We start from the raw sequence: 18096 nt of genomic DNA, 5'->3' as shown, positions 1-18096 counted from the left end.
GAATCCTGTTAAGCCGCCTACCTGCAGTTTTGTGAAATTTGATACCACCGGGTGAGAATCATGTCCGCGCGGGGCGATATATTAGGTAAAACACCCGCGAGGAAAGGAATAGCCATGAGCGACGCACAGGAAATCGTTCAACGACTCGAACGCGAGATGGCAGACCGAGCTGCCGCCGTTGAGAAGGTTGATGCTTTCAAGGCTCAGTTCAACCAAACCATCAAGGCCTTCATGGTCGCAGACAGTGCGGTCCGCACCCTTGACGACCATGACAGCGAGATCGACGCCCAGATTGCAACTGCCATCGACGAGCATCTTCGCGCCATCGACATGCTCTGCCACTTCGGCATCGACGGTGGTTTCGGTAAGAAGCATCCGATCAAGGAGTACTAGACCGCTGCATGGCCATGGAAGTAAAGTAGAAGAGGGTCGAAACGAAGCAGTTCCCGGACAATTGGCGTCCGGCCAGACACTTCGGCTCGGCCCTTTCTCGTGCGTTTTTCCAGAAAAGCTCTAGAACATTTCTAGATGCATTCCGAAATGATTGCGAATCGCTTTTGATGCGGTGCCTAACGGCACCTATGATCCGCTCGCGAAGCTCGCTGATTTATATATCTCTTTGTACATTTTCGACTACAACCAAAAACGGATTCGGCGTCCTTGCCGAATTGTAGGTGTTACAGCCAGATGTTCTTGTCCGCCCGGGGAGCGAAGCGACGCCGGCGCTGAGGGCTGACAACTGGTACGCCTCGCGCTAAGGGCTTGCTTGTTTATAAGACTGCCCGCGAGGTCTGATTGGCTTGCGGGTTGAATTGTTAGGTGGTGGAGTATCCACAGATTTGGGCACAGTCGTGGACCCTCCCTAAATCTTCGAAACCAGCATGTAGCTGGGAAGACCTCACCCGCCCCTTGGCCTTTTGCTCGACGATCTCGCGGGTCTCCACATGGCTCCGCCATGTATCCGGACCATTCGTTTAACGCATCGGCCGTCCTCACCGATGCCCCTCTACATGACAGGGCCCAGGGTGGGGCACAAAGTCCGTCACGGCTGCACGCCTACCGCAGTCCTCCTTGCTTGACGTTGCGGCTACTCACCGCCAAACACACGCGTCGCCGCGTGGATATCCCACCGACTCCTGCTCTTCAGCTTTTAACCTACTTTCCTGCAGTATTGCAGCAGGACGAGCGCTCGGATCCTGGCACGCCGTCCCCGCCCTTATGGGCCGAGGCAGCGCAGGGGTCACAGGGAAGGCACTACCCTCGTCGAAGTCTCCTCGTGGAGACGGGACGGCAGACCTGTACAGCTCAGTCACCGATTATTCGAGCAAAACGCTACCTTTTTCGCAGGCCCTGGGGCCTGGCCGACCGGGAACGGCATATGTCACACGCCCGGTCGATATGAAAAAACCTCCCGGTGAGGAGGTTCCGTTTTTTCTCTTATCTACTTCTCCGTGTTGTCCTGACCTGCGGGTCTGGATAAAATGGAGTTGTCAGATGGCTTGTGGTTTAAGCGTCTGACGGTGTAGATGTTGAGTTGGTACCTCACTCTACGCGGTTCCACGGTGTTGGTACCACCGCTGGAACAACCTCGATGATAGCACGCCCGCCCGTCTTAACGGCGGGCGGGTTATCAAATTTTTAGCTATCTACCTGCGAAAACTTAATACCTTGATTCTCATTTTCATTGCAACAGCCTCAGGACTCAGCGCAACGCGTTGCGCTGAGTCCTGAGGCGCGAATCCGGGTAGGCAACCCCAGAGGGGCCGGAATCCCCCGGCCCGCGATGGAGGGAGGCCGGCATGTCCAGACCCAAGCCGTCCGGAAGGTCGTACGGGAGGCTCACGAGGCACGAGAGGAACACGGTCGAGAGGATGCTCGACCGCAACCGCAGCGCCCGCGAGATCGCCGCGGAGCTCGGCAGGTCGCCATCGACCGTGACCAGGGAGGTGGCGGCGCACCGCTACGTCACCGCGCCGCGCTCGCGCTACGGCGAGCCCGCGCCCGCGGACCTGTCGGGGGCCTGCCCCAGGCTCTCCGCGTGGCCGAGGTGCTGCAACGGCTGCTCGCACAGGAGGGGCTACGGCTGCTCGAGGAGGCCCAGGGTGTTCTACAGCGCAAGGAGGGCGCAGGAGGCGGCCGACGCCGAGCTCTCGGCGAGCAGGTCCGGGATCGACGAGACCGAGGAGGGCGCCGCCGCCAAGCTCGCGGCCATCAGGGACGGGCTCGCGCGCGGGCTCTCCCCGCAGCAGATAGCGGCGACGACCCCCGGGCTCAGCGCCTCCACCGTCTACAGGTGGGTGGACGCCGGCTACGACGGCATGACGAACATGGAGCTCAGGCGCAAGGTCGGCTACAGGCCGAGGTCGCGCCGGGCCCCGGGGAGGGCGACGTCCCACTCGCCGCGCAGGTCGCACGCGTCGTTCCTCGCGCTCGGCGAGGACGCCTGCGCCGCGGCCTGGGAGATGGACACCGTCGAGGGCCCCAGGGGCGACTCCGCCAGGCTCCTCACGCTCCTGCACCGCCCGAGCCGCTTCCAGCTGGCCCTGCCGCTGCCGGACGGCACGTGCGCCTCGGTCCTGGCGGCGCTCTCCTCCCTGCGCGGGGTCCTCGGCGAGGACGGCGCGAGGCGCGCCTTCGGCGCCGTGCTCACCGACAACGGGAGCGAGTTCGCCGACGAGGGCGCCATCGCGGCGCTGTTCGGCGAGCGGGACGGCGAGACCAGGCTCTTCTACTGCGACCCCCGGCAGAGCCAGCAGAAGGGCGCGTGCGAGAAGAACCACGTGGAGATCAGGAAGCTGCTGCCCAAGGGCGCAGGGGCCAGGTTCGACCGGCTGACGGCGGCGGACTGCGCGCTGCTCATGTCGCAGGTGAACTCCGAGCCGAGGGGGGCGCTCGGGTTCCTGACGCCGGCGCGCGTGCTGCGGATGGCCCTCGGGGAGGACGCCTCCGCCCTCATGGACGCGTTCGGGATAGAGGAGCTGGCGCCCGGCGAGCTCGACCTCACGCCCGGCTGCATCGACAGGGCCAGGGCCGCGAGGGGCGAGGGGCCGCTGGCGGGATAGGCGGCGGGCCGGGACATGGGCCGGAGGGCCCGTTGCGCTGAGTCCGGAACGGCTGCGCGGCGGGCTGGCGGAGCATGCGGCGGCGGCACGGGGACGCCGGCCTCCACAGCCTCTCCACCTGCGGAAACGAGGCGACGACCAGGTGCCGGGGGCTATTCCCGCGTTGCGCTAGCTGCGGAAACGCGGAGCCCGTTCAGGCTGTTGCGTTGAGATTGAAAATCAACCCGAAAACTTAATACATTGGTACTACGGTATGGCTCTTTGCGGTGCCGCCAATAGCTGACTATTAGTGAATCTGTAACTAATAACTCTTAATAGTTTGTAATTAGAGGAAATTCCGAACTATTAGCGCCAATAGTTCCACCGCTCTTCGCTGGAACTATTGGCAAAAAAGGCTAGCGGGCCGAGTCGCCGCGCGTGTAATCGCCACGATCGACAGTGCGATCGGACCGATAGTGAGGCGCGTCGCTACCGCCGTGCGCCTGGCCGGCAGCACGAACGCGGTCATCGTCGGCATCGGGAACGGCGCCGGCATAGCGGTTGCGAATCTCCCTTGCGTAACCGCGACGCGCAAGAAGCTCATCGCGAACCGCCGGATCTTCGAGCAGGTCCTCATCGCACTTCGGTGCGATGAATTTGGGGAATGAATTGTAGGCGACGCCCTTGCTCGCTTTCGCTTGTTCGACCCACGCCGAGTACGCCTTCTTAAGACGTTGAATGTAAATCTCACAGCGCTTCTCGTACGGCAATGCTCGCTCGGCTTCCAGCACGTTCTTTTCGAACGCCGCTTCAAGTTGTTTGACCGCGAAACGTCCGTCGAGTCGAGTCAGATTGAAAGTGCACTTCGGATTGCCGGCTTCTTTGATATCTAGATCTGTCGCATAGACTCGATTGTTCTTGATGAAAATGTCTACGCCCCACGATGCAAGTAGTTTTTTGAACTGCTCCATGTTCTTTACGCGACCTTCGTCAATTGCGATATGGATCAGCTCGCGCAGATTGTTTTTGTAACTGTATTCGTCGCGGTCGATGATTTCCTTTTCGATCTCGCGAGGTTGGCGCTCACGAATCTTCGAATTCTTCTTTCCCTTCTCAAGTTGGACGAGGTTCCATTTGTCATCAAGTTCACGAACCCATGAAGCGCGCTTGTATTTGCCTCGACGGCCACCGGTGTCGCAGCGTTTACCCGTCAGCAAATCGGTTCGATTTATCGCCATGTGGACGGCATAACGTTTGCCAGCTTTATCGCTTTCTTCATGCAACGCAAAGATAACTTGCTGATTTTGATAATGCTGGGCGACCCATTCTTTCGCGTACGACATGCATTTTTCCGGAGTCATCTTACCGCCGTTGCACGAACATTCTTCGGGCAGGAACGCGAGAATCTGGTGAAGGATAGTCACGTTCTTGGCACCGGCTCTCGAAGGTTTGTCGTGATGAAAAACCTTTCTGGTCATCGCCATTTTAGAAAACCAATACTTGTCGCATTCGATGTTCCAACCGTCACGGGCCAAGGCATGTTTTCCGTTGATGTACTTACGGACATTCTTTGCGTACCGATCGCTCGAAACGCTCTTCTGCTTGATAACCGTCATTTCGTTTCGCCACCTTCGATGAAATAACGACGCTCAAGAGTTTTCAGGAATCGAAAAGCGAGATCCGCGCTTTTCGTAACGTGGTCAACGGTTCTGAAAACCGCTATCTCGTTATAAGAGGGAAGTCCGTTAGCATTTATGAAATGCATGAGCTGATTGAGGTTTGTGCCCTGCTTCAAAAGTTCGTGATAAATTTTCTCGGCACCTCCGCGATCGAAATCTATCTTTTCGACTTTCCCACTGATAAGAACGCGGCGGGCGTATGAACTGACGGTTACACCGAGCGAGTTCGCGTTGCTTTCGATTTTCTTTTTCTCTGCTGGAGAAACCTTGATGTGAATCTCTTCAGATCGAGATTTCTGGTCGACGTTTTCTGCAGAACCGAAATCAATATCAAACTCGTTGATGTTGCATAAAACAAACCGTATAAGTTCGGCTTCGCTTAACTTATGGCGTTTTGCAATTGAAGCGATGGCTTTCTTCTCTTCATCGGAAAGAGATGCTTTGACGGTGTGCGGGCGAAGCCTGCTCATGATTCCTCCGGAAACGAATCAGCGATCGGAGAGGCCTCCGATCAAAACCTGCTATGCGATTCGCTTTCCTTGAGGAACGGCTGGCGTCGTTCCAAAAATGAAGAATCGACTCCACGATTCTTTCGCGCGAAGTTTCAACTTCGAATAAACCTTATCGCCGTGAGAGGCGATAAGCAAGATTTGTGGTGTGGTGTTTTTGGGACGAATAGGCCCACAAAAGTGCCACCCACAGTCATCTTGCAATCTCCGGAACGGGGATTGGGCGAAACGCAGTGTAGACGTGGAATGAGAGGCCTCATTCCAAGCGAGAGGCCTCGCGGCGTTGTAACTGCGTGAAGACCGTGAGCGAAAGTGAATTTTTAACGCGAAGGATGCTGAGTGTTAGAGATTCGCTGTAGCGAGAGCGGAGCGGGTTTGCGGCGCCCGCGACGCAAACCTTCGACTTTATCGAATCGTTTTTCGATACGCTTGCGAAAAAGTTGAGGCAGCTTTCGACATTTCAATGACGCGGAGAGTCTTTAGTGAGACTCGTAGCGTTGTTGGATTGTCGAAAGGTACCGCGAATCGCATTACGGTTCGAATGGCGATTCGATTTTCATGCGGCGGTCAAGCCGCCTATGATCGCGACCTTCGGTCGCTATCGATTTTCAAAGCTCGCGTTTTGTTTTGACGCGAGTTGAGATGCGAAACGAAAAACCGAAACGCCCGCGCGAGCCGTTTCGACTTTTGCGCGGGCGTTTCGAATCAAATGAAAATCAATACGATGAGTTTTTGAGTTTCACGCTTCATAACAGATTTAAAAACTACGGCGTCGATTCCAACTGCCATCAATCAACCGATGCAGTCGCAGTCAACTTACCGACCCAGGTCCAAGGGCGGAGCCCTGGCAAGAGCCAACGGCTGCGAACTTGTGGCTACATTTACGATGGAGGTACAAGTTCGCGTCTCTTGCGAGATTTTTCATCTCACAGCACATTTCACGGCAAACCATCGCCGCGCTTAGATCGCCTCGGTGTCCGGTGGCTGTCCGGTAGCGAACCTTTTACCGAGACGCACCGGAGACATTGCGTAACTGTGTCATGCCGCAACAATGTAAAAGTGTGACTGCCGAACTGTGTAATAACGCAATAACGTAACAACGTTATTGCGTCACTTTTTAACGCCGCCAAGGGCGCCGGGTTTTTAGGGCAGAGCCCTAGTGCGCCGCCGGGCTTTGTACGGCGGCGCACGACACTTGCGGAAAATTTTCAGGCGCGATTAGTTCAATGTTCAATTGTTCTGCTATTCCACAGAACTATGTAATAACGACATTACGTAAATACGGCATTGCTGAAAAAGTGAATACCGTTGACACTCCCCGTAGTTGAAACCAGGGGTTTTACGACGGTTTTGATAATCTATGTGGCCAATATAATGCCGTTGAACCCGCATATCGATACCGTTCAGCCATTCGCCTCGCCCCCGTCGCACGCATCTTCATTCGGTCTGTCATTATTAATCTAACGATGTTTTGAGAAATGTAGGTGCTTCTAAATGTACTGTCGACTTCTTCTCAAACTAATCCTAAGAGACAGGGCCGTATGGATTTGTACGCTCGTTCTCGCTGCAGCCTTTTCCGTCCCCATTGCGTTCAATTCACCCATCTACGGACCCTTCTTTATGAAGCAGGGCATGCAGGGCTTTGTCGACGCATTCAATACGCGCGCGCCCCAGGCCAGCGGCACAGACCTATCTCCAGAGCAGCAAAATGACGCGGAGCTTGCAAGATACGCGAACGCCGCCCTTGCCGCTCAAACCGACGCCGCCTTTCTCGATTCTGCCGAGAGCTACTACGCGCTCATGGGCGAAGGCTTCCAATCCGGGTCCATCGTGGGAGACCGAGAGACCAATGACGCGGCGCTCGCATATTGCCGTGCCCTGAGCAGCTCCGGCATCACGGATATCCCGGCCTCCGCAAGCGACCTGCCATTCCTTTCCTTCCTGCCTTACGCCGTTGCCACGGCGCCGTCTTTCCTTCCCTTCATCCCCTTCCTTCTCTCGTCGATACTCGTGCTCGGCGCCACAAGGCCTGCGACCCTGGCGGCAAAGGCGCCCGTGCCCAAATTCCGGCGCCTTATTCAGATCGTGTTTTCGATAATCGCCGCGGGGACCGCGATGCTCCTCGCCGGCCTCGCACCCGGGGGCATTTACGCCTTGGCCCTAAACGGCTTCGGGCAAATTGGGTACCCGATCGCCTTCTTCCATGACGGCGCGCTTACCACCACGACCGCGGGAAACGTCTTCACGACCCTGCTTCTCGCGCTGCTTGCGGGCGGAACCTTGATATCCGTTTGCTCCGTCGTCCTATCGACCGCAACGAGGCGCGTCTTCGCGGGCCCCCTTGCCTCCGCGCTGCTTGTCGCGGCCCCGGCATTCCCGTTATTGTCCGATTCGGCGCTGGAGCATAATGCCGTGCTCGGGCTCCTGCCGCTGGCCGTGTTCTCGCCTATCGAGGCAACGGGCTACGTGGGATGCTTCCCGACGGAATTCATTGGCTCCGGTTCAGGCAGCGCATCGATGCTTGCCGTGGCACTGATATACGTCGCGGTCCTTTTTGCGGTCGGCGCCGTTGCGGCACGTTCCCCCAAACAGCCTGGACCCGCGAAAAAGCACCATGGGCTCGAGCTTCTGGACGCGAGCGTGGGATACGGAAGCACGACGATACTTTCAATCGGGTCGCTTTTCCTGAGCCCGGGAACGGCGGCGGGCCTCGTTGCTCCCAACGGCTCGGGGAAAACCACCCTTCTTGAAGCGCTGTCGGGCCAATTTCCCACCCGCATCCGCTCGGGAAGCCTGGCGGCAGACGGAATCTGCCAACGTCGATCAGCCGAATTCGCAGAACTCGTCTATCTGAGCTCTTCGGGCGGCGCGGATCTCTACCCCACGCTATCGGCCCTCGAGCACCTCTCTTTCGTTAGGGAGGCGTGGAAATCGGCCGCCGATATCGACTCGCTCTGCAACTCCCTCGGAATCTCCCCATATCTCGACAAGCCGGCCCGTAAACTCTCGACAGGAATGAAGCAGCAGGTAAAGCTTGCCATGGCGATAGCGACCGATTGCCCGTACCTCATCCTCGATGAACCGCTGAACGGCCTCGATCCGGGAAAACGAAAAACCTCCTGCGACGCGATGCGCAGCGAAGTGACACGGGGCCGCAGCGTGCTCATCTCAAGCCATCTGCTCGACGACCTGGCAGACCTCACCGACTCGTTCTACTTCATCGAGGCCGGCACGCTCGTGGAAAAGATCGAGTCGTCCTCGCAAACACTCAAGCAGGAATACCTCGATACATACGAAGGAGGTGAATGACATGAAACTATTTGAACAGCTGAAGCCCAATGCGTCGCGCATGGCTGTCTACGCCATCCTTGTGGCAACGGCTTTATGCGGAATCGCGGCACCCGTCTATGCGCTCAACGGAAAGAAAGGCGATGTCGAGCCTGCGTACATGAGCTCGACGGTTAAGGACCGGTACAAAGCCTTCTCTGGAGACGCGTTTTACGTAGCAGAGTACGACACGACCTACCGTGAGCTTCGCTACAACAAGAGATACGAATATCTAGGCGCAAATGCAATCAGCTATACATCGGGTTGGTACGGCTCCCACTATGGACACATAACCCAGTTCAAGTGTAACTACCGTGTGTACAACTAAAGCAACCGGCTGGGACGAGGGGCGACGCAAAAGCGTCGCCCCCGTTTTTAACCATGCCAGCTGAACCTGGTTCAGGCTTCAATGCAAGAAGAAGCAGGCAGAGGTCCAGATTTCGGACAAGAAGAGGGCGCTCGCGCGCGAGGTGCGCAAGGCACGCAACCACGCGCTCATGGTCGCCGGCGGGCTCATCGTGAACCACGCGCCGTGCGGCAACTGGAAACGCATCGACTGGGACAGGCTTGCGGCGTGAATCGACCGCCACGGATACAAGATCACCGGCTCCACGCAGCACGGAATCTGGACCCGTAACCTTTCGTAGCCCAGATCAAAATACCGGTTGTTTCCAGAAATCCTCTAGGAGGCGTCTAGATAGAGGATTTCTGGAAATGCAAATAACAATAATTTAGATTCCGAGCGTATCGACCGGAGCAACAACGATGCCTTCGCTAGTTACGTGAGCCGGCATACCAAACCCGATGACGATGAGTTTCGCCGCAGGCGGCCTCTCCCCGCGATCGACCAGCTTTCGCTCAAGTCGAAGCAGATTTTCCACTGCCTCTGGGACTTGGGGGCTCCCGAGCTTAACCTCAACGGCAACCCACGAGCCGTCACGACGATGGACAATCGCGTCGACCTCTAGGTCGTCAGCGTCGTGGTAGTGAGATACGGTCGCATCGCTGGCCGCCGCGTAAACCTTGAGATCGTGCAGCACAAGGGATTCGAAGAGCAAGCCAAGGGTCTTCGGATCGGATGACAACGACTCCGGATCCGCACCGATGAGGGCGACGGCGAGCGATGAGTCCGCAAGGTGCCGCTTCGCGCCCTGCCGCAACTTCACCGGCGACCTGAGAGCCGGATGCCACGCGGGGACATCGTCGACGATATTGATACGGCGCAGCGCGTCCATGTAGCCGGTAATCGTATTCTTTGAGACGTCAACACCCAAATCCCTTTCGATGGACCTCATGCCGGCAAGAGTTGATTCATTGCGTGCAAGCGACGAGAGCAAGGCCCTTACCTTAACCGGGTCACGTTTCACTCCATCCGCCCTCGAAACGTCAGACTCGCAAACACCGTCAATATAGGCGGCGGCTATCCGCATTGCGTCGGCAGTTGTCTTACCGACCGCTTGGGGCCAACCGCCGCGGCAGAGCAAATCCGCGATACCGGCGATACCGGCGATGGATCCGAGTGACGCCGCAACGGAATCGCCATCGAGCAGCGCACCAAGCGAGACCGCTCCCGACGAAATACCGAGCTCGAAAAGCGTCATGGTATCCATCCGCAAACGGGCGATTCGACCCACACCGCTGTGCATCGGCTGGTTCTCGGCTCGCGGCGTCGCAGATCCGGTGAGAATGAACTGTCCTGGCTCCCCTCCCCTGACATCGCATTCGAATCGCACGGCATCCCATAGCTTCGGTTCTTCCTGCCATTCGTCGACAAGCCTCGGGGTCGGTCCGACAATTGCTTGGGCCGGATCGAGACGAGCGAGTTGGAGGGCCGCAAAACCGCCAGATGGGTCGGAGAGAGATAACGATGACTCGGCAAATCTCTGAGCTGTCGTTGTCTTTCCACACCATTTCGGCCCCTGAATGAGCACTGCACCAAAAATGCCAAGGTCGCGCTCGACCAAGCAGTCAACACAACGTCCTATATACCTATCCATCGGCTTTCCCTCCAATCATTCATTTGAAATTATAGCGTCTATCTGCGTCGTTGGGACAAATAACGATTACTTATTGGGACGATTGACGGTAATTTATTGGGACGATTGACGATGGTTCGTTGGGACGATTTCCATTTTCTTAAGGCACTAATCAACGAGACCCACTGTGAACTATGAGACGGATAAATTTAGCTGACGCCTCTCATGAGTTCAGCAATGCTGATTTGAAATCCGTCGGCAATCTTCTTGAGATTTGAGAGGCTAACATTACGCCGCCCGACTTCAATGCTCGCGTAGTAGGAACGATCCATTTCAATCAAATTGGCAAACTGCTCCTGGCTGCACCCGAGTCCAGCGCGGAGCTCTTTACATCTCAAGCCGAATGATTTCTGAAGCGTCTTCGTATCCATGACAAAAAGAGTCATGGATTGTTGTATTTATGCCAACGGACTATATACAACAATCCCAGTTGAGGCGCATAATTATCTCTATTGGAAAGCACTCTGATGCCCAGTCGGATAGGGCACGGAAAAGGAATGGAACAGCACAATGACTCAGGGAAAGCATTTCGCTGCCGGTGGCGATCACTTCGCCGCACTGCCAAACAAAAAGATTCACACTCCGAAGGGGATCGCGCGTCTGACCGTCACCGCGGCGACCATGGCCGCCATGACCGGATCGAGCCTCATCTCACCGTTCACGGCATTCGCCCAGACCGGTGACGGGGGCACGCAGCACCCCGCCGTGATGTCGCCGATCGCCACCCACGCCGGCGCGGCATCCGGTACCGGCGCGAAATCCGCCGCACAGACCATCGCGGACCTGCAGAAGGCAGTCGACGAGGCGAAGGCGAAGGAGGACGCCGCCAAGGCATCCTACGATGAGGCCGCCGGTCCCTACAACGAGGCGGCTTCCGCCCGCGACCAGGCCAAGGCATCCTACGATTCGGCAGTCAGCGCCGGCACGGCAGCCGACCGAGCGGCAATGGACGAGTACGCCCGTCAGGTCGCAGAGGGCAAGGACGCCGCCGATGCCGCCGGCAAGGACCTCGAGCAGGCGAAGGCGGGTCTCGCAGACGCCAAGGCGGATGCATCCGAGAAGGACGAAGCGTACCAGTCCGCCCTCAAGGCGGCCCAAGATGCCAAGGACGCCCTCGATAAAGCCAAGACCGATGCCGTAGGCGCCACCCCGGAGGCTATCAGTGCCGCCGAGCAGGCGGTACGCGACGCCCAGGATGCCGTGAGCAGGGCACAGGCCGAACTGGACAACGCCAACGCTACGCTTGCCGATGCCCAGTCCAAGCTGATTGCGGCCCAGTCTGCAAAGGATGCCGCCGATGCCGTCCTCACCGCAGCCCAGCAGAACAAGGACGAGGCGGATGCGAAGACCGCAGCCGCCAGCGCCGCCTACGAGAAGGCGAAAGCCGACCTCGCCGCAGCGGAGGCGGGCGCCAGCGGTCCTGAGTACGATGCCGCGAAGCAGAAGGTCGCGGACGCGGAGGCAGCCCTCGCTGCCGCACGAGCGGTGCAGTCTCAGTGCGAGTCCGAGCTCGAGCAGGCGCAGTCCGCTGCAGCAACGGCGCAGTCCGAGCTGAATGATGCCCAGGCGTCCCTCTCCGTAAAGCAGCAGGCCGCGGCCGATGCCAAATCCGGCGTGGGCGACGCCCAGTCCGCACTCGATGCCGCGAACGCTGACCTCGATGCGGCCAAGCAGGCGAATGCCGACGCCATCGCCAAGCTGGATGCCGCGAAGCAGGCTGTCAGGGACGCCGAGTCCGCCAAGGCAGCCGCCGACGTAGAGCTCGCGAACGCCAAGACTGCAAAGGATACCGCAGACGCCGCCGTGACCGCCGCGCAGCAGAAAGTCGACGAGGCACAGGCAAAACTCGATTCCGCCGACGCGCAGCTCAAGCAGGGAGCCATCGGCTTCTTCCGTGCCATGGGTGCCGATGACGCAGTCAACATCATCCTGAACGCCAAATATGCCGGAAAGACCGAAGTCGGCAACTCCAAGGACGCCACGTCCCTTGATAACATGCTCAATGCGATCAGGTGGATGAAGTCCGTCAACGACTACCGCAAGTCGGTCGGCCTGTCCGAGCTCCAGGTCACCTACAAGCTCATCGCCGGTGCCATTGCGGATGCCAACTACAGTGACACTGTGCTCGATCATGCCCGTCAATATAATTTTGCCGAAAACCTGGCATGGAATTACGGAATCGATCCGAGTGGGCAGTGGATCGAGCAGGAGAAGGGCTTTTTCGACAAGGCAACGGAGGCCCTTTATGGAGTCACCGGTCTTGTCGGCAAGGATGCCTATGATTTCTATGCAAAGAACGGCGTCGCAATCAACCATTGGATTGCAAACAACTGCCGCTGGGAGAACGGCAGCAGCGGCACCGTCGGCCATTACATGAACATCATCAATCCCGAACTCGTCGTTATGGGAATGGCAACCTGCACCAAGGGCACCATGTCCGGGCTTCAGACGCAGTGCTATACCGCAGAGATCTCCGGCTGGTCCGGCTCCGGTTGGAACACGAACCCCATCTCCGTCGACGAGTACGAGCAAAAGCTGACCTCCTATATCAACGGTCTCAAGACCGCCAAGAGCGCACTCGACGCAGCCAAGGCCGATCTCGCATCCAAGAAGCAGGCAGCCGCCGGCGCCGCCGCAACCGTTCAGCAGAAGCAGGTCGCAGCGGATTCCGCACAGGCAGGTGTCGATGCCGCGAAGCAGGGCGTCGCGGATGCCCAGCGTGCCGTCGATGCCGCCAATGCTGATGTCGCCGCCAAGCAACAGGGCGTCACGGATGCCCAGACCGAGCTTGATGCGGCGAAATCGGACCTCGATGCCGCCAACGCGGCAGTCGATACGGCAAAGTCGACCGTCCAGCAGAAGCAGGTCGCCTTTGATGCTGCCAACGCAGCCGTAACGACCGCACAGTCTAAGTTGGATTCCGCCAAGGCGGACACCGCTGCTAAGCAGCAGGGCGTGGACGATGCGAACGCCGACCTCGCGAAGTTCTTCCAGGACATCGCCGACGCCAAGAAGGCGGTCGATACAGCAAAGAGCGTTCACGACGCGGCGGCAGCCGACCAAGCCGAGAAGGCGGCAATCCTCGCAGCCGCCAAGCAAAAGGCGGACGGCACCGCACGCGCCCTCGCGGATGCCCAGCGTGCCGTCGATGCCGCAAAGGCCGACACCGGCGTTGCCGCCGACAGGCTCACCGGCTCCCAGACCGATCTTGTGGGCGCACAGTCGAACCTCGACATCCTCACCGGTCTTGCCGCGAAGCTCGCAGAGACACAGCAGCGCGAGCAGGATGCAGTAAAGGCTGTCAATGACACCAAGGCCGCGCTCGATGCCGCGAAGGCGGATGCCATCGCCGCCGAGTCCCTGGTCTCCGCCGCCGAGCAGGCAAAGGCGCAGGCAGACGCCAAGCTGTCGAAGCTGAACTCCATCGATGCCGGCGCGGCGATCGCTTCCGGCCATGATGTGAACGCGGATGACGCCCTCAACGCGCTTTTCGCCGCAGCAGTCGAGGCACGTGCCAAGGTCGCTCCTGCCAAGGCCATCCTGGACGAGAAGCAGGCCGCGGTGGACGGGCTCCAGTCCGGCTATGATGCGGCACTCGCCGCCTACGAGCAGGCGAAGTCCGACCGCATCGCAGCGGAGCAGAAGCTTTCCGATGAGATCGCACGACAGGAGGCAAAGGAGGCGGCAAAGCAGCAGGCGGCATACACCCCGAAGCACCTCGCCGGCACGGATACCGCCCAGCCCGGCAACCTCGCCCAGACCGGTGACCGCGCGGGACTCATCGGCGAGACGTTCGTCATCGGCGGTACCGTCCTCGTGGCAGCCGGCGTCTTCCTCGATCAAAAGAAGCGCCGCGAGCAGATGTAAAAGCGAGCCGGGCGTTGGATATCGGCTGGTGTCCAACGCCCGGTTTCATGGGCAGGGAGATCGGCGTGAGAACAAAGGCTATTATCGTAGCGCTTCTGGTGTGCCTTTCGGCACCTCAACTTGGATGTGCCAGCGTTGCAAAGCAAGGAAGCGGCTCTACGGAAAGGGCCGCTACGGCGGTAAAGAATAAAGACAAAAAGAAGCCGAGCGAAGAAAAGGCGGCGCAAGCCTCTGGAACCAAGACCGAGGAGAAGAAAGAATCCGACGGCAAGGACCAGAAGTCCGATGACTCCAAGAAGGAGGATAACAAGTCTTCCGACTCGTCGAAGTCTGACAGCAAGGGAAACTCCTCCGACTCGAAGCAGAATTCCGGCAATTCACAGGGTTCCGGCAGCAATAATTCCTCTTCCAACAGCGGTAGCCAGAAGAAATGGGTTGCCGAGCAGGGTCACTGGGAGACCGATTACAGCCAGGTCTGGGTGCCAAATGTGGTATACACGCGTCATCCCCGCTATTGGGTAAACCACGGTGGTACTATGGTAGGACCCTTCGATTCCGAAGATGCCGCCTATTCGTGGGTTCATAATGATATGGACAACGGCGGCATCGGAGGATCTGTCGTAAACGATTCGTATACCACATCTGAGGACCAGGGACATTATGAACAGCAGGCTACGGGACAGCATTGGGTTGTCGACGTCGCCGGCCACTGGGAGTAATGTGCATCGTTCCTCTCCTCTTACATTCGGTAAATAAATATTTATTTGCGGGCGGCCGGTTTCGGCCGCCCTTTTTAGACGCCCAGTCTGGGAGCAAACGATAGGAAAGCAATCAAACGAGAGGCTGTTCCAAAAAAATCCGGCGGTGCCGGATGCTTCGGGCAAAACCTTCCGCAAATTCAACCGATCTACAACTGTGACCATATGACTGTGCGCACATATTAGCATGGTCATATGGTCACCTATTTACAGCTGCGATTATGCTGCAATAACTCAATCGTTAGTGATTATTAAACAGCCAATCGAAGCCAGGCTTGCCCAGTGTTTGGCGCATCTGCCCCACCTTGATCTCCGTCTCCACGCCATCCTTGCCGAAGACGGCGCTCATGTTCCCAGCGGTCGGAATGACCGTTTTCACTTCGCCCGTAGTGAAGTCGAAACGTTGGCTGCTGACCTGGTTCTCAAGATGGATCTGGCCATCGAATCCAAAGACACTCTGGAGCATGGCTGCCTCCTTGCAAGAAACTGTCGCCCCCAGGATAACAGACGGGCGGGTCCGGCGCAGCATATAACGCTCGGTAATACATGACCATGTTAACGTAGTCATATGTTCACGTATTACAAGCTGGGACCTCATGGATTAGAGCTCGAGCCGCGCCCGTGCTCCTTGGCGTCTCGCGTCCGACCGTCATCAAATGGCTCAAGCCGGGCTGGCGCGATGAGTGGGATGAGGTCGTGAGGCGGATGGACGCCGGCAACGTCACACCCATCCGCCTCACGGACGACGGGATCCCGTGGACGCCGGAGGCCGTGGCCGTCGGGGCGTCCGGCGGGAAAATCATCGGGGTCGATGCGTGGGGCATGGCGAAGGTTCTTACCGGAGCCTATGGTCCCGGCTCTCCCGGTCGTATTCCTACGATATCGCCCCTAAATCACCAATGTGTCAGACAAAGAATGAGGCAATGGCTATGACCACGCCTACGGCAGATGCAACGACTGCGCCTTTTTTCCTCTCCTTTAGTCCGGCGAATAGGGTTGCCGTAAAGTAAAGGGCGGAAATGCAGGCTATGGCAAGCGAAACGAGTTCCTTGGGCGGTTTCAGCAAAAGGTCGCTAGCAAAGAGTAATGCAAGCAGGGCAAAGCCGATTGTGTTCAAGTATCTCGATTGATTTTGCGACAGCATGGCAACCGCCTTTTAGAACATGTAGGTGAAAAGTCGGTACGATGTCATTGCGGTTGCAAACAAGCCGCCGCCAGGACCGGTTGTCACGAGACCGGCGATAACGCATTTTCTCGGTTTCCAGCTCATGACAGACCCCTCTCTCATGGTACAACGCATACATTATGAGATATGCACATTATCTCGCTAATTAATTTCAATATCCATCATCCAACTAAAGAATACTGACTCATCGGTTCAGCGACGATGCGTTTTTACCCTTGCGTTCCCACTCGCCGCGTCGGCGGTCGGAAGGGTCTCCGTCTTGCAATCAGCGACCTTGTAACCGTATCTGATGACTGTAGGTTAAACCAACCCATAGCCATGAGCACGTTAACGTAGTACTATACTAATTACTGAACATGCTCATATATTTCTAACTGCGACTTAGAATTACTTAATATAGTCACATGTTAATGTGCTAATATATGACTATGCTATTTCAGAAAGGGGAGGACATGGCGACGAACATCCTGCTAGTCAATCAGAAGGGCGGCGTCGGTAAGACGACGTTCGCCGACGAGATCGCCTGGGGTCTCGAGCGCCGCGGCCACAAAGTCGGATTCGGCAATCTCGACCCTCAGGGCGGCGCGAACCACGAGAAGAACCTGCTCGACGACGAGGACGCCGTAAACGTCATCGACACGCCGGGTTTCCTGAGTGACGAGACGGCCACGTACGCGAAAAACGCCGACATCGCGATCATCCCGGTCCAGCCAGGCACCCTCGGCCTAAAGCCGATGAAACGCACGATCAAGGTCATCACCGAGGCCAATCCCGATTTGTCCTTCGCAATCATCGTCAACAACTTCGCGGCAAACCAGACGGTCGACCGCCAGTTCCTCGAACTACTCGAAGCCGATGACTTGCCCGTGCTGGGCACCGTTCCGACCGCAGCGGCCTTCAAGCAGGGCGCGGCCCTGGGCAAGCCCGTGTACGAAATCGCGAAGAGCGGCAAGGCAGCCCTGGCAATCGAAAACATCCTGGACGAGATCGAGGAGGTCCTGTAATGGCCGGAAAGTTCAAGAAATCGACCTCCTACTTCGACGTCGCCGCGGAGAAGGCCGAGGAGAGGCAGCAGAAAATCGTTGAGAGCGCATCTGAGCCGCAGAAACCGGCTCCGCAGGTACGGAAAGCCGGGCGTCCCAAAAAAGGCGCCGAAGGGGCATCTGAGAGGCTTGTACAGCTGTCTGTGTACGTTCCGGAGAGCTACCGCAAGCGGTTGAAGCAGGCCGCGCTCGAGGAGGACAAGTCCGTATCGGACATCGCTCGCGAGTTGTTTGACGAGTACCTTGCCGAAAAGGGGTTTTAACGAAGAGGGCGGCGTGACGTTCTTGACGTTGTGGCAGAATGAAAGCCCAAGAGGATCAGGACAGGGGTATCGAAAGGTGCCCCTGTCTCTTTTTAAGCCACTGAGAGCCGATTTAAGACCCCGTTTTATCTATCAATGAGAAAACGGTCGAATCCCACCGATAGAACGTCTTATCTTCAATTCTGTGACCTTCTAGCGGTATTCTGTGCAAGGTTGACTGAATACCGGTATCCCGATCGACCGGGAATCGGATTCGGCACTCATTGCCGAATTGGACGGGTTGCGACTGAGTGCGATAGGTCGCCCGGGGAGCCGAAGGCGACGCCGGCGCCGGGGATTGGCGAGAACGTGGGCGGGGAGTTGGGGCGGAGCCCCCACACTTTCGGC

General features: G+C 57.8%; 14 protein-coding genes. 8 read left to right on the top strand and 6 right to left on the bottom strand.

Annotated features, from left to right (window positions below; genetic code table 11):
* The first annotated feature begins 114 nt into the window (after positions 1–114).
* Positions 115–393, top strand: coding sequence for a hypothetical protein (locus ACGHEN_RS10870; protein ID WP_195241089.1), 279 nt, complete (start codon positions 115–117; stop codon positions 391–393).
* Positions 394–1799: 1406 nt separating this feature from the next.
* Positions 1800–3062, top strand: coding sequence for an IS30 family transposase (locus ACGHEN_RS10865; RefSeq protein WP_390397345.1), 1263 nt, complete (start codon positions 1800–1802; stop codon positions 3060–3062).
* Positions 3063–3457: 395 nt separating this feature from the next.
* Here ACGHEN_RS10865 and ACGHEN_RS10860 read toward each other — a convergent pair whose 3' ends face one another.
* A complete protein-coding gene (locus ACGHEN_RS10860; RefSeq protein ID WP_195241090.1) occupies positions 3458–4657 on the bottom strand; it encodes a relaxase/mobilization nuclease domain-containing protein in 1200 nt (399 codons plus the stop codon).
* Positions 4654–5190, bottom strand: a complete 537-nt coding sequence (locus tag ACGHEN_RS10855) for a plasmid mobilization protein (protein WP_195241091.1) — start codon at positions 5188–5190, stop codon at positions 4654–4656. The genes ACGHEN_RS10860 and ACGHEN_RS10855 overlap by 4 nt, the downstream gene beginning before the upstream one ends.
* A gap of 1659 nt (positions 5191–6849) precedes the next feature.
* Between ACGHEN_RS10855 and ACGHEN_RS10850 the strand changes: the two genes are divergently transcribed.
* Together ACGHEN_RS10850 and ACGHEN_RS10845 are read left to right on the top strand one after the other, a co-directional pair.
* Positions 6850–8538 carry an ATP-binding cassette domain-containing protein gene (locus ACGHEN_RS10850; protein ID WP_271740839.1) on the top strand — a complete coding sequence of 563 codons (1689 nt, stop codon included), beginning with the start codon at positions 6850–6852 and terminating at the stop codon, positions 8536–8538.
* A 1-nt stretch (position 8539) separates the two neighbouring features.
* Positions 8540–8884, top strand: a complete 345-nt coding sequence (locus tag ACGHEN_RS10845) for a hypothetical protein (protein ID WP_075843399.1) — start codon at positions 8540–8542, stop codon at positions 8882–8884.
* A gap of 403 nt (positions 8885–9287) precedes the next feature.
* On the opposite strand, the gene ACGHEN_RS10840 is transcribed toward ACGHEN_RS10845, so the two are convergent.
* Both ACGHEN_RS10840 and ACGHEN_RS10835 read right to left on the bottom strand, forming a co-directional pair.
* Positions 9288–10553: an ATP-binding protein gene (locus ACGHEN_RS10840; protein WP_161145597.1), complete on the bottom strand. Its 1266-nt coding sequence runs from the start codon at positions 10551–10553 to the stop codon at positions 9288–9290.
* Positions 10554–10741: 188 nt separating this feature from the next.
* The gene (locus ACGHEN_RS10835) at positions 10742–10963 is read right to left on the bottom strand and encodes a helix-turn-helix domain-containing protein (RefSeq protein ID WP_271732105.1); all 222 of its coding nucleotides are present in this window, start codon (positions 10961–10963) and stop codon (positions 10742–10744) included.
* Positions 10964–11102: 139 nt separating this feature from the next.
* Between ACGHEN_RS10835 and ACGHEN_RS10830 the strand changes: the two genes are divergently transcribed.
* The gene (locus ACGHEN_RS10830) at positions 11103–14459 is read left to right on the top strand and encodes a hypothetical protein (RefSeq protein WP_390399443.1); all 3357 of its coding nucleotides are present in this window, start codon (positions 11103–11105) and stop codon (positions 14457–14459) included.
* A gap of 65 nt (positions 14460–14524) precedes the next feature.
* Positions 14525–15178 (top strand): hypothetical protein, encoded by a 654-nt coding sequence (locus ACGHEN_RS10825; protein ID WP_390399441.1) that lies wholly within the window; start codon positions 14525–14527, stop codon positions 15176–15178.
* A gap of 280 nt (positions 15179–15458) precedes the next feature.
* Here the strand turns inward: ACGHEN_RS10825 and ACGHEN_RS10820 are convergent, their stop codons facing one another.
* Together ACGHEN_RS10820 and ACGHEN_RS10815 are read right to left on the bottom strand one after the other, a co-directional pair.
* Positions 15459–15683, bottom strand: coding sequence for a hypothetical protein (locus tag ACGHEN_RS10820; RefSeq protein WP_195241072.1), 225 nt, complete (start codon positions 15681–15683; stop codon positions 15459–15461).
* A 438-nt stretch (positions 15684–16121) separates the two neighbouring features.
* The gene (locus ACGHEN_RS10815; RefSeq protein ID WP_195241074.1) at positions 16122–16361 is read right to left on the bottom strand and encodes a hypothetical protein; all 240 of its coding nucleotides are present in this window, start codon (positions 16359–16361) and stop codon (positions 16122–16124) included.
* A gap of 494 nt (positions 16362–16855) precedes the next feature.
* Between ACGHEN_RS10815 and ACGHEN_RS10810 the strand changes: the two genes are divergently transcribed.
* Both ACGHEN_RS10810 and ACGHEN_RS10805 read left to right on the top strand, forming a co-directional pair.
* Positions 16856–17407 (top strand): ParA family protein, encoded by a 552-nt coding sequence (locus ACGHEN_RS10810; RefSeq protein ID WP_195241076.1) that lies wholly within the window; start codon positions 16856–16858, stop codon positions 17405–17407.
* Entirely contained in the window at positions 17407–17709 is a 303-nt protein-coding gene (locus ACGHEN_RS10805) for a ribbon-helix-helix protein, CopG family (RefSeq protein ID WP_195241077.1), read from the top strand. Before ACGHEN_RS10810 ends, ACGHEN_RS10805 begins: the two co-directional genes overlap by 1 nt.
* Positions 17710–18096 lie beyond the last annotated feature (387 nt).

This window comes from Collinsella sp. i06-0019-1H4 (assembly GCF_042849575.1).
Lineage (GTDB): Bacteria > Actinomycetota > Coriobacteriia > Coriobacteriales > Coriobacteriaceae > Collinsella.
The sequence above is the reverse complement of the archived record's forward strand: the minus strand, read 5'-3'. Positions and strand labels throughout refer to the sequence as shown.

Coding starts and splice junctions, on each gene's coding strand:
- ACGHEN_RS10805 (WP_195241077.1), top strand. CDS start 17,407: ATGGCCGGAAAGTTCAAGAAATCGACCTCCTACTTCGACGTCGCCGCG.
- ACGHEN_RS10810 (WP_195241076.1), top strand. CDS start 16,856: ATGGCGACGAACATCCTGCTAGTCAATCAGAAGGGCGGCGTCGGTAAG.
- ACGHEN_RS10870 (WP_195241089.1), top strand. CDS start 115: ATGAGCGACGCACAGGAAATCGTTCAACGACTCGAACGCGAGATGGCA.
- ACGHEN_RS10840 (WP_161145597.1), bottom strand. CDS start 10,553: ATGGATAGGTATATAGGACGTTGTGTTGACTGCTTGGTCGAGCGCGAC.
- ACGHEN_RS10845 (WP_075843399.1), top strand. CDS start 8,540: ATGAAACTATTTGAACAGCTGAAGCCCAATGCGTCGCGCATGGCTGTC.
- ACGHEN_RS10855 (WP_195241091.1), bottom strand. CDS start 5,190: ATGAGCAGGCTTCGCCCGCACACCGTCAAAGCATCTCTTTCCGATGAA.
- ACGHEN_RS10820 (WP_195241072.1), bottom strand. CDS start 15,683: ATGCTCCAGAGTGTCTTTGGATTCGATGGCCAGATCCATCTTGAGAAC.
- ACGHEN_RS10865 (WP_390397345.1), top strand. CDS start 1,800: ATGTCCAGACCCAAGCCGTCCGGAAGGTCGTACGGGAGGCTCACGAGG.
- ACGHEN_RS10815 (WP_195241074.1), bottom strand. CDS start 16,361: ATGCTGTCGCAAAATCAATCGAGATACTTGAACACAATCGGCTTTGCC.
- ACGHEN_RS10830 (WP_390399443.1), top strand. CDS start 11,103: ATGACTCAGGGAAAGCATTTCGCTGCCGGTGGCGATCACTTCGCCGCA.
- ACGHEN_RS10860 (WP_195241090.1), bottom strand. CDS start 4,657: ATGACGGTTATCAAGCAGAAGAGCGTTTCGAGCGATCGGTACGCAAAG.
- ACGHEN_RS10850 (WP_271740839.1), top strand. CDS start 6,850: ATGAAGCAGGGCATGCAGGGCTTTGTCGACGCATTCAATACGCGCGCG.
- ACGHEN_RS10835 (WP_271732105.1), bottom strand. CDS start 10,963: ATGGATACGAAGACGCTTCAGAAATCATTCGGCTTGAGATGTAAAGAG.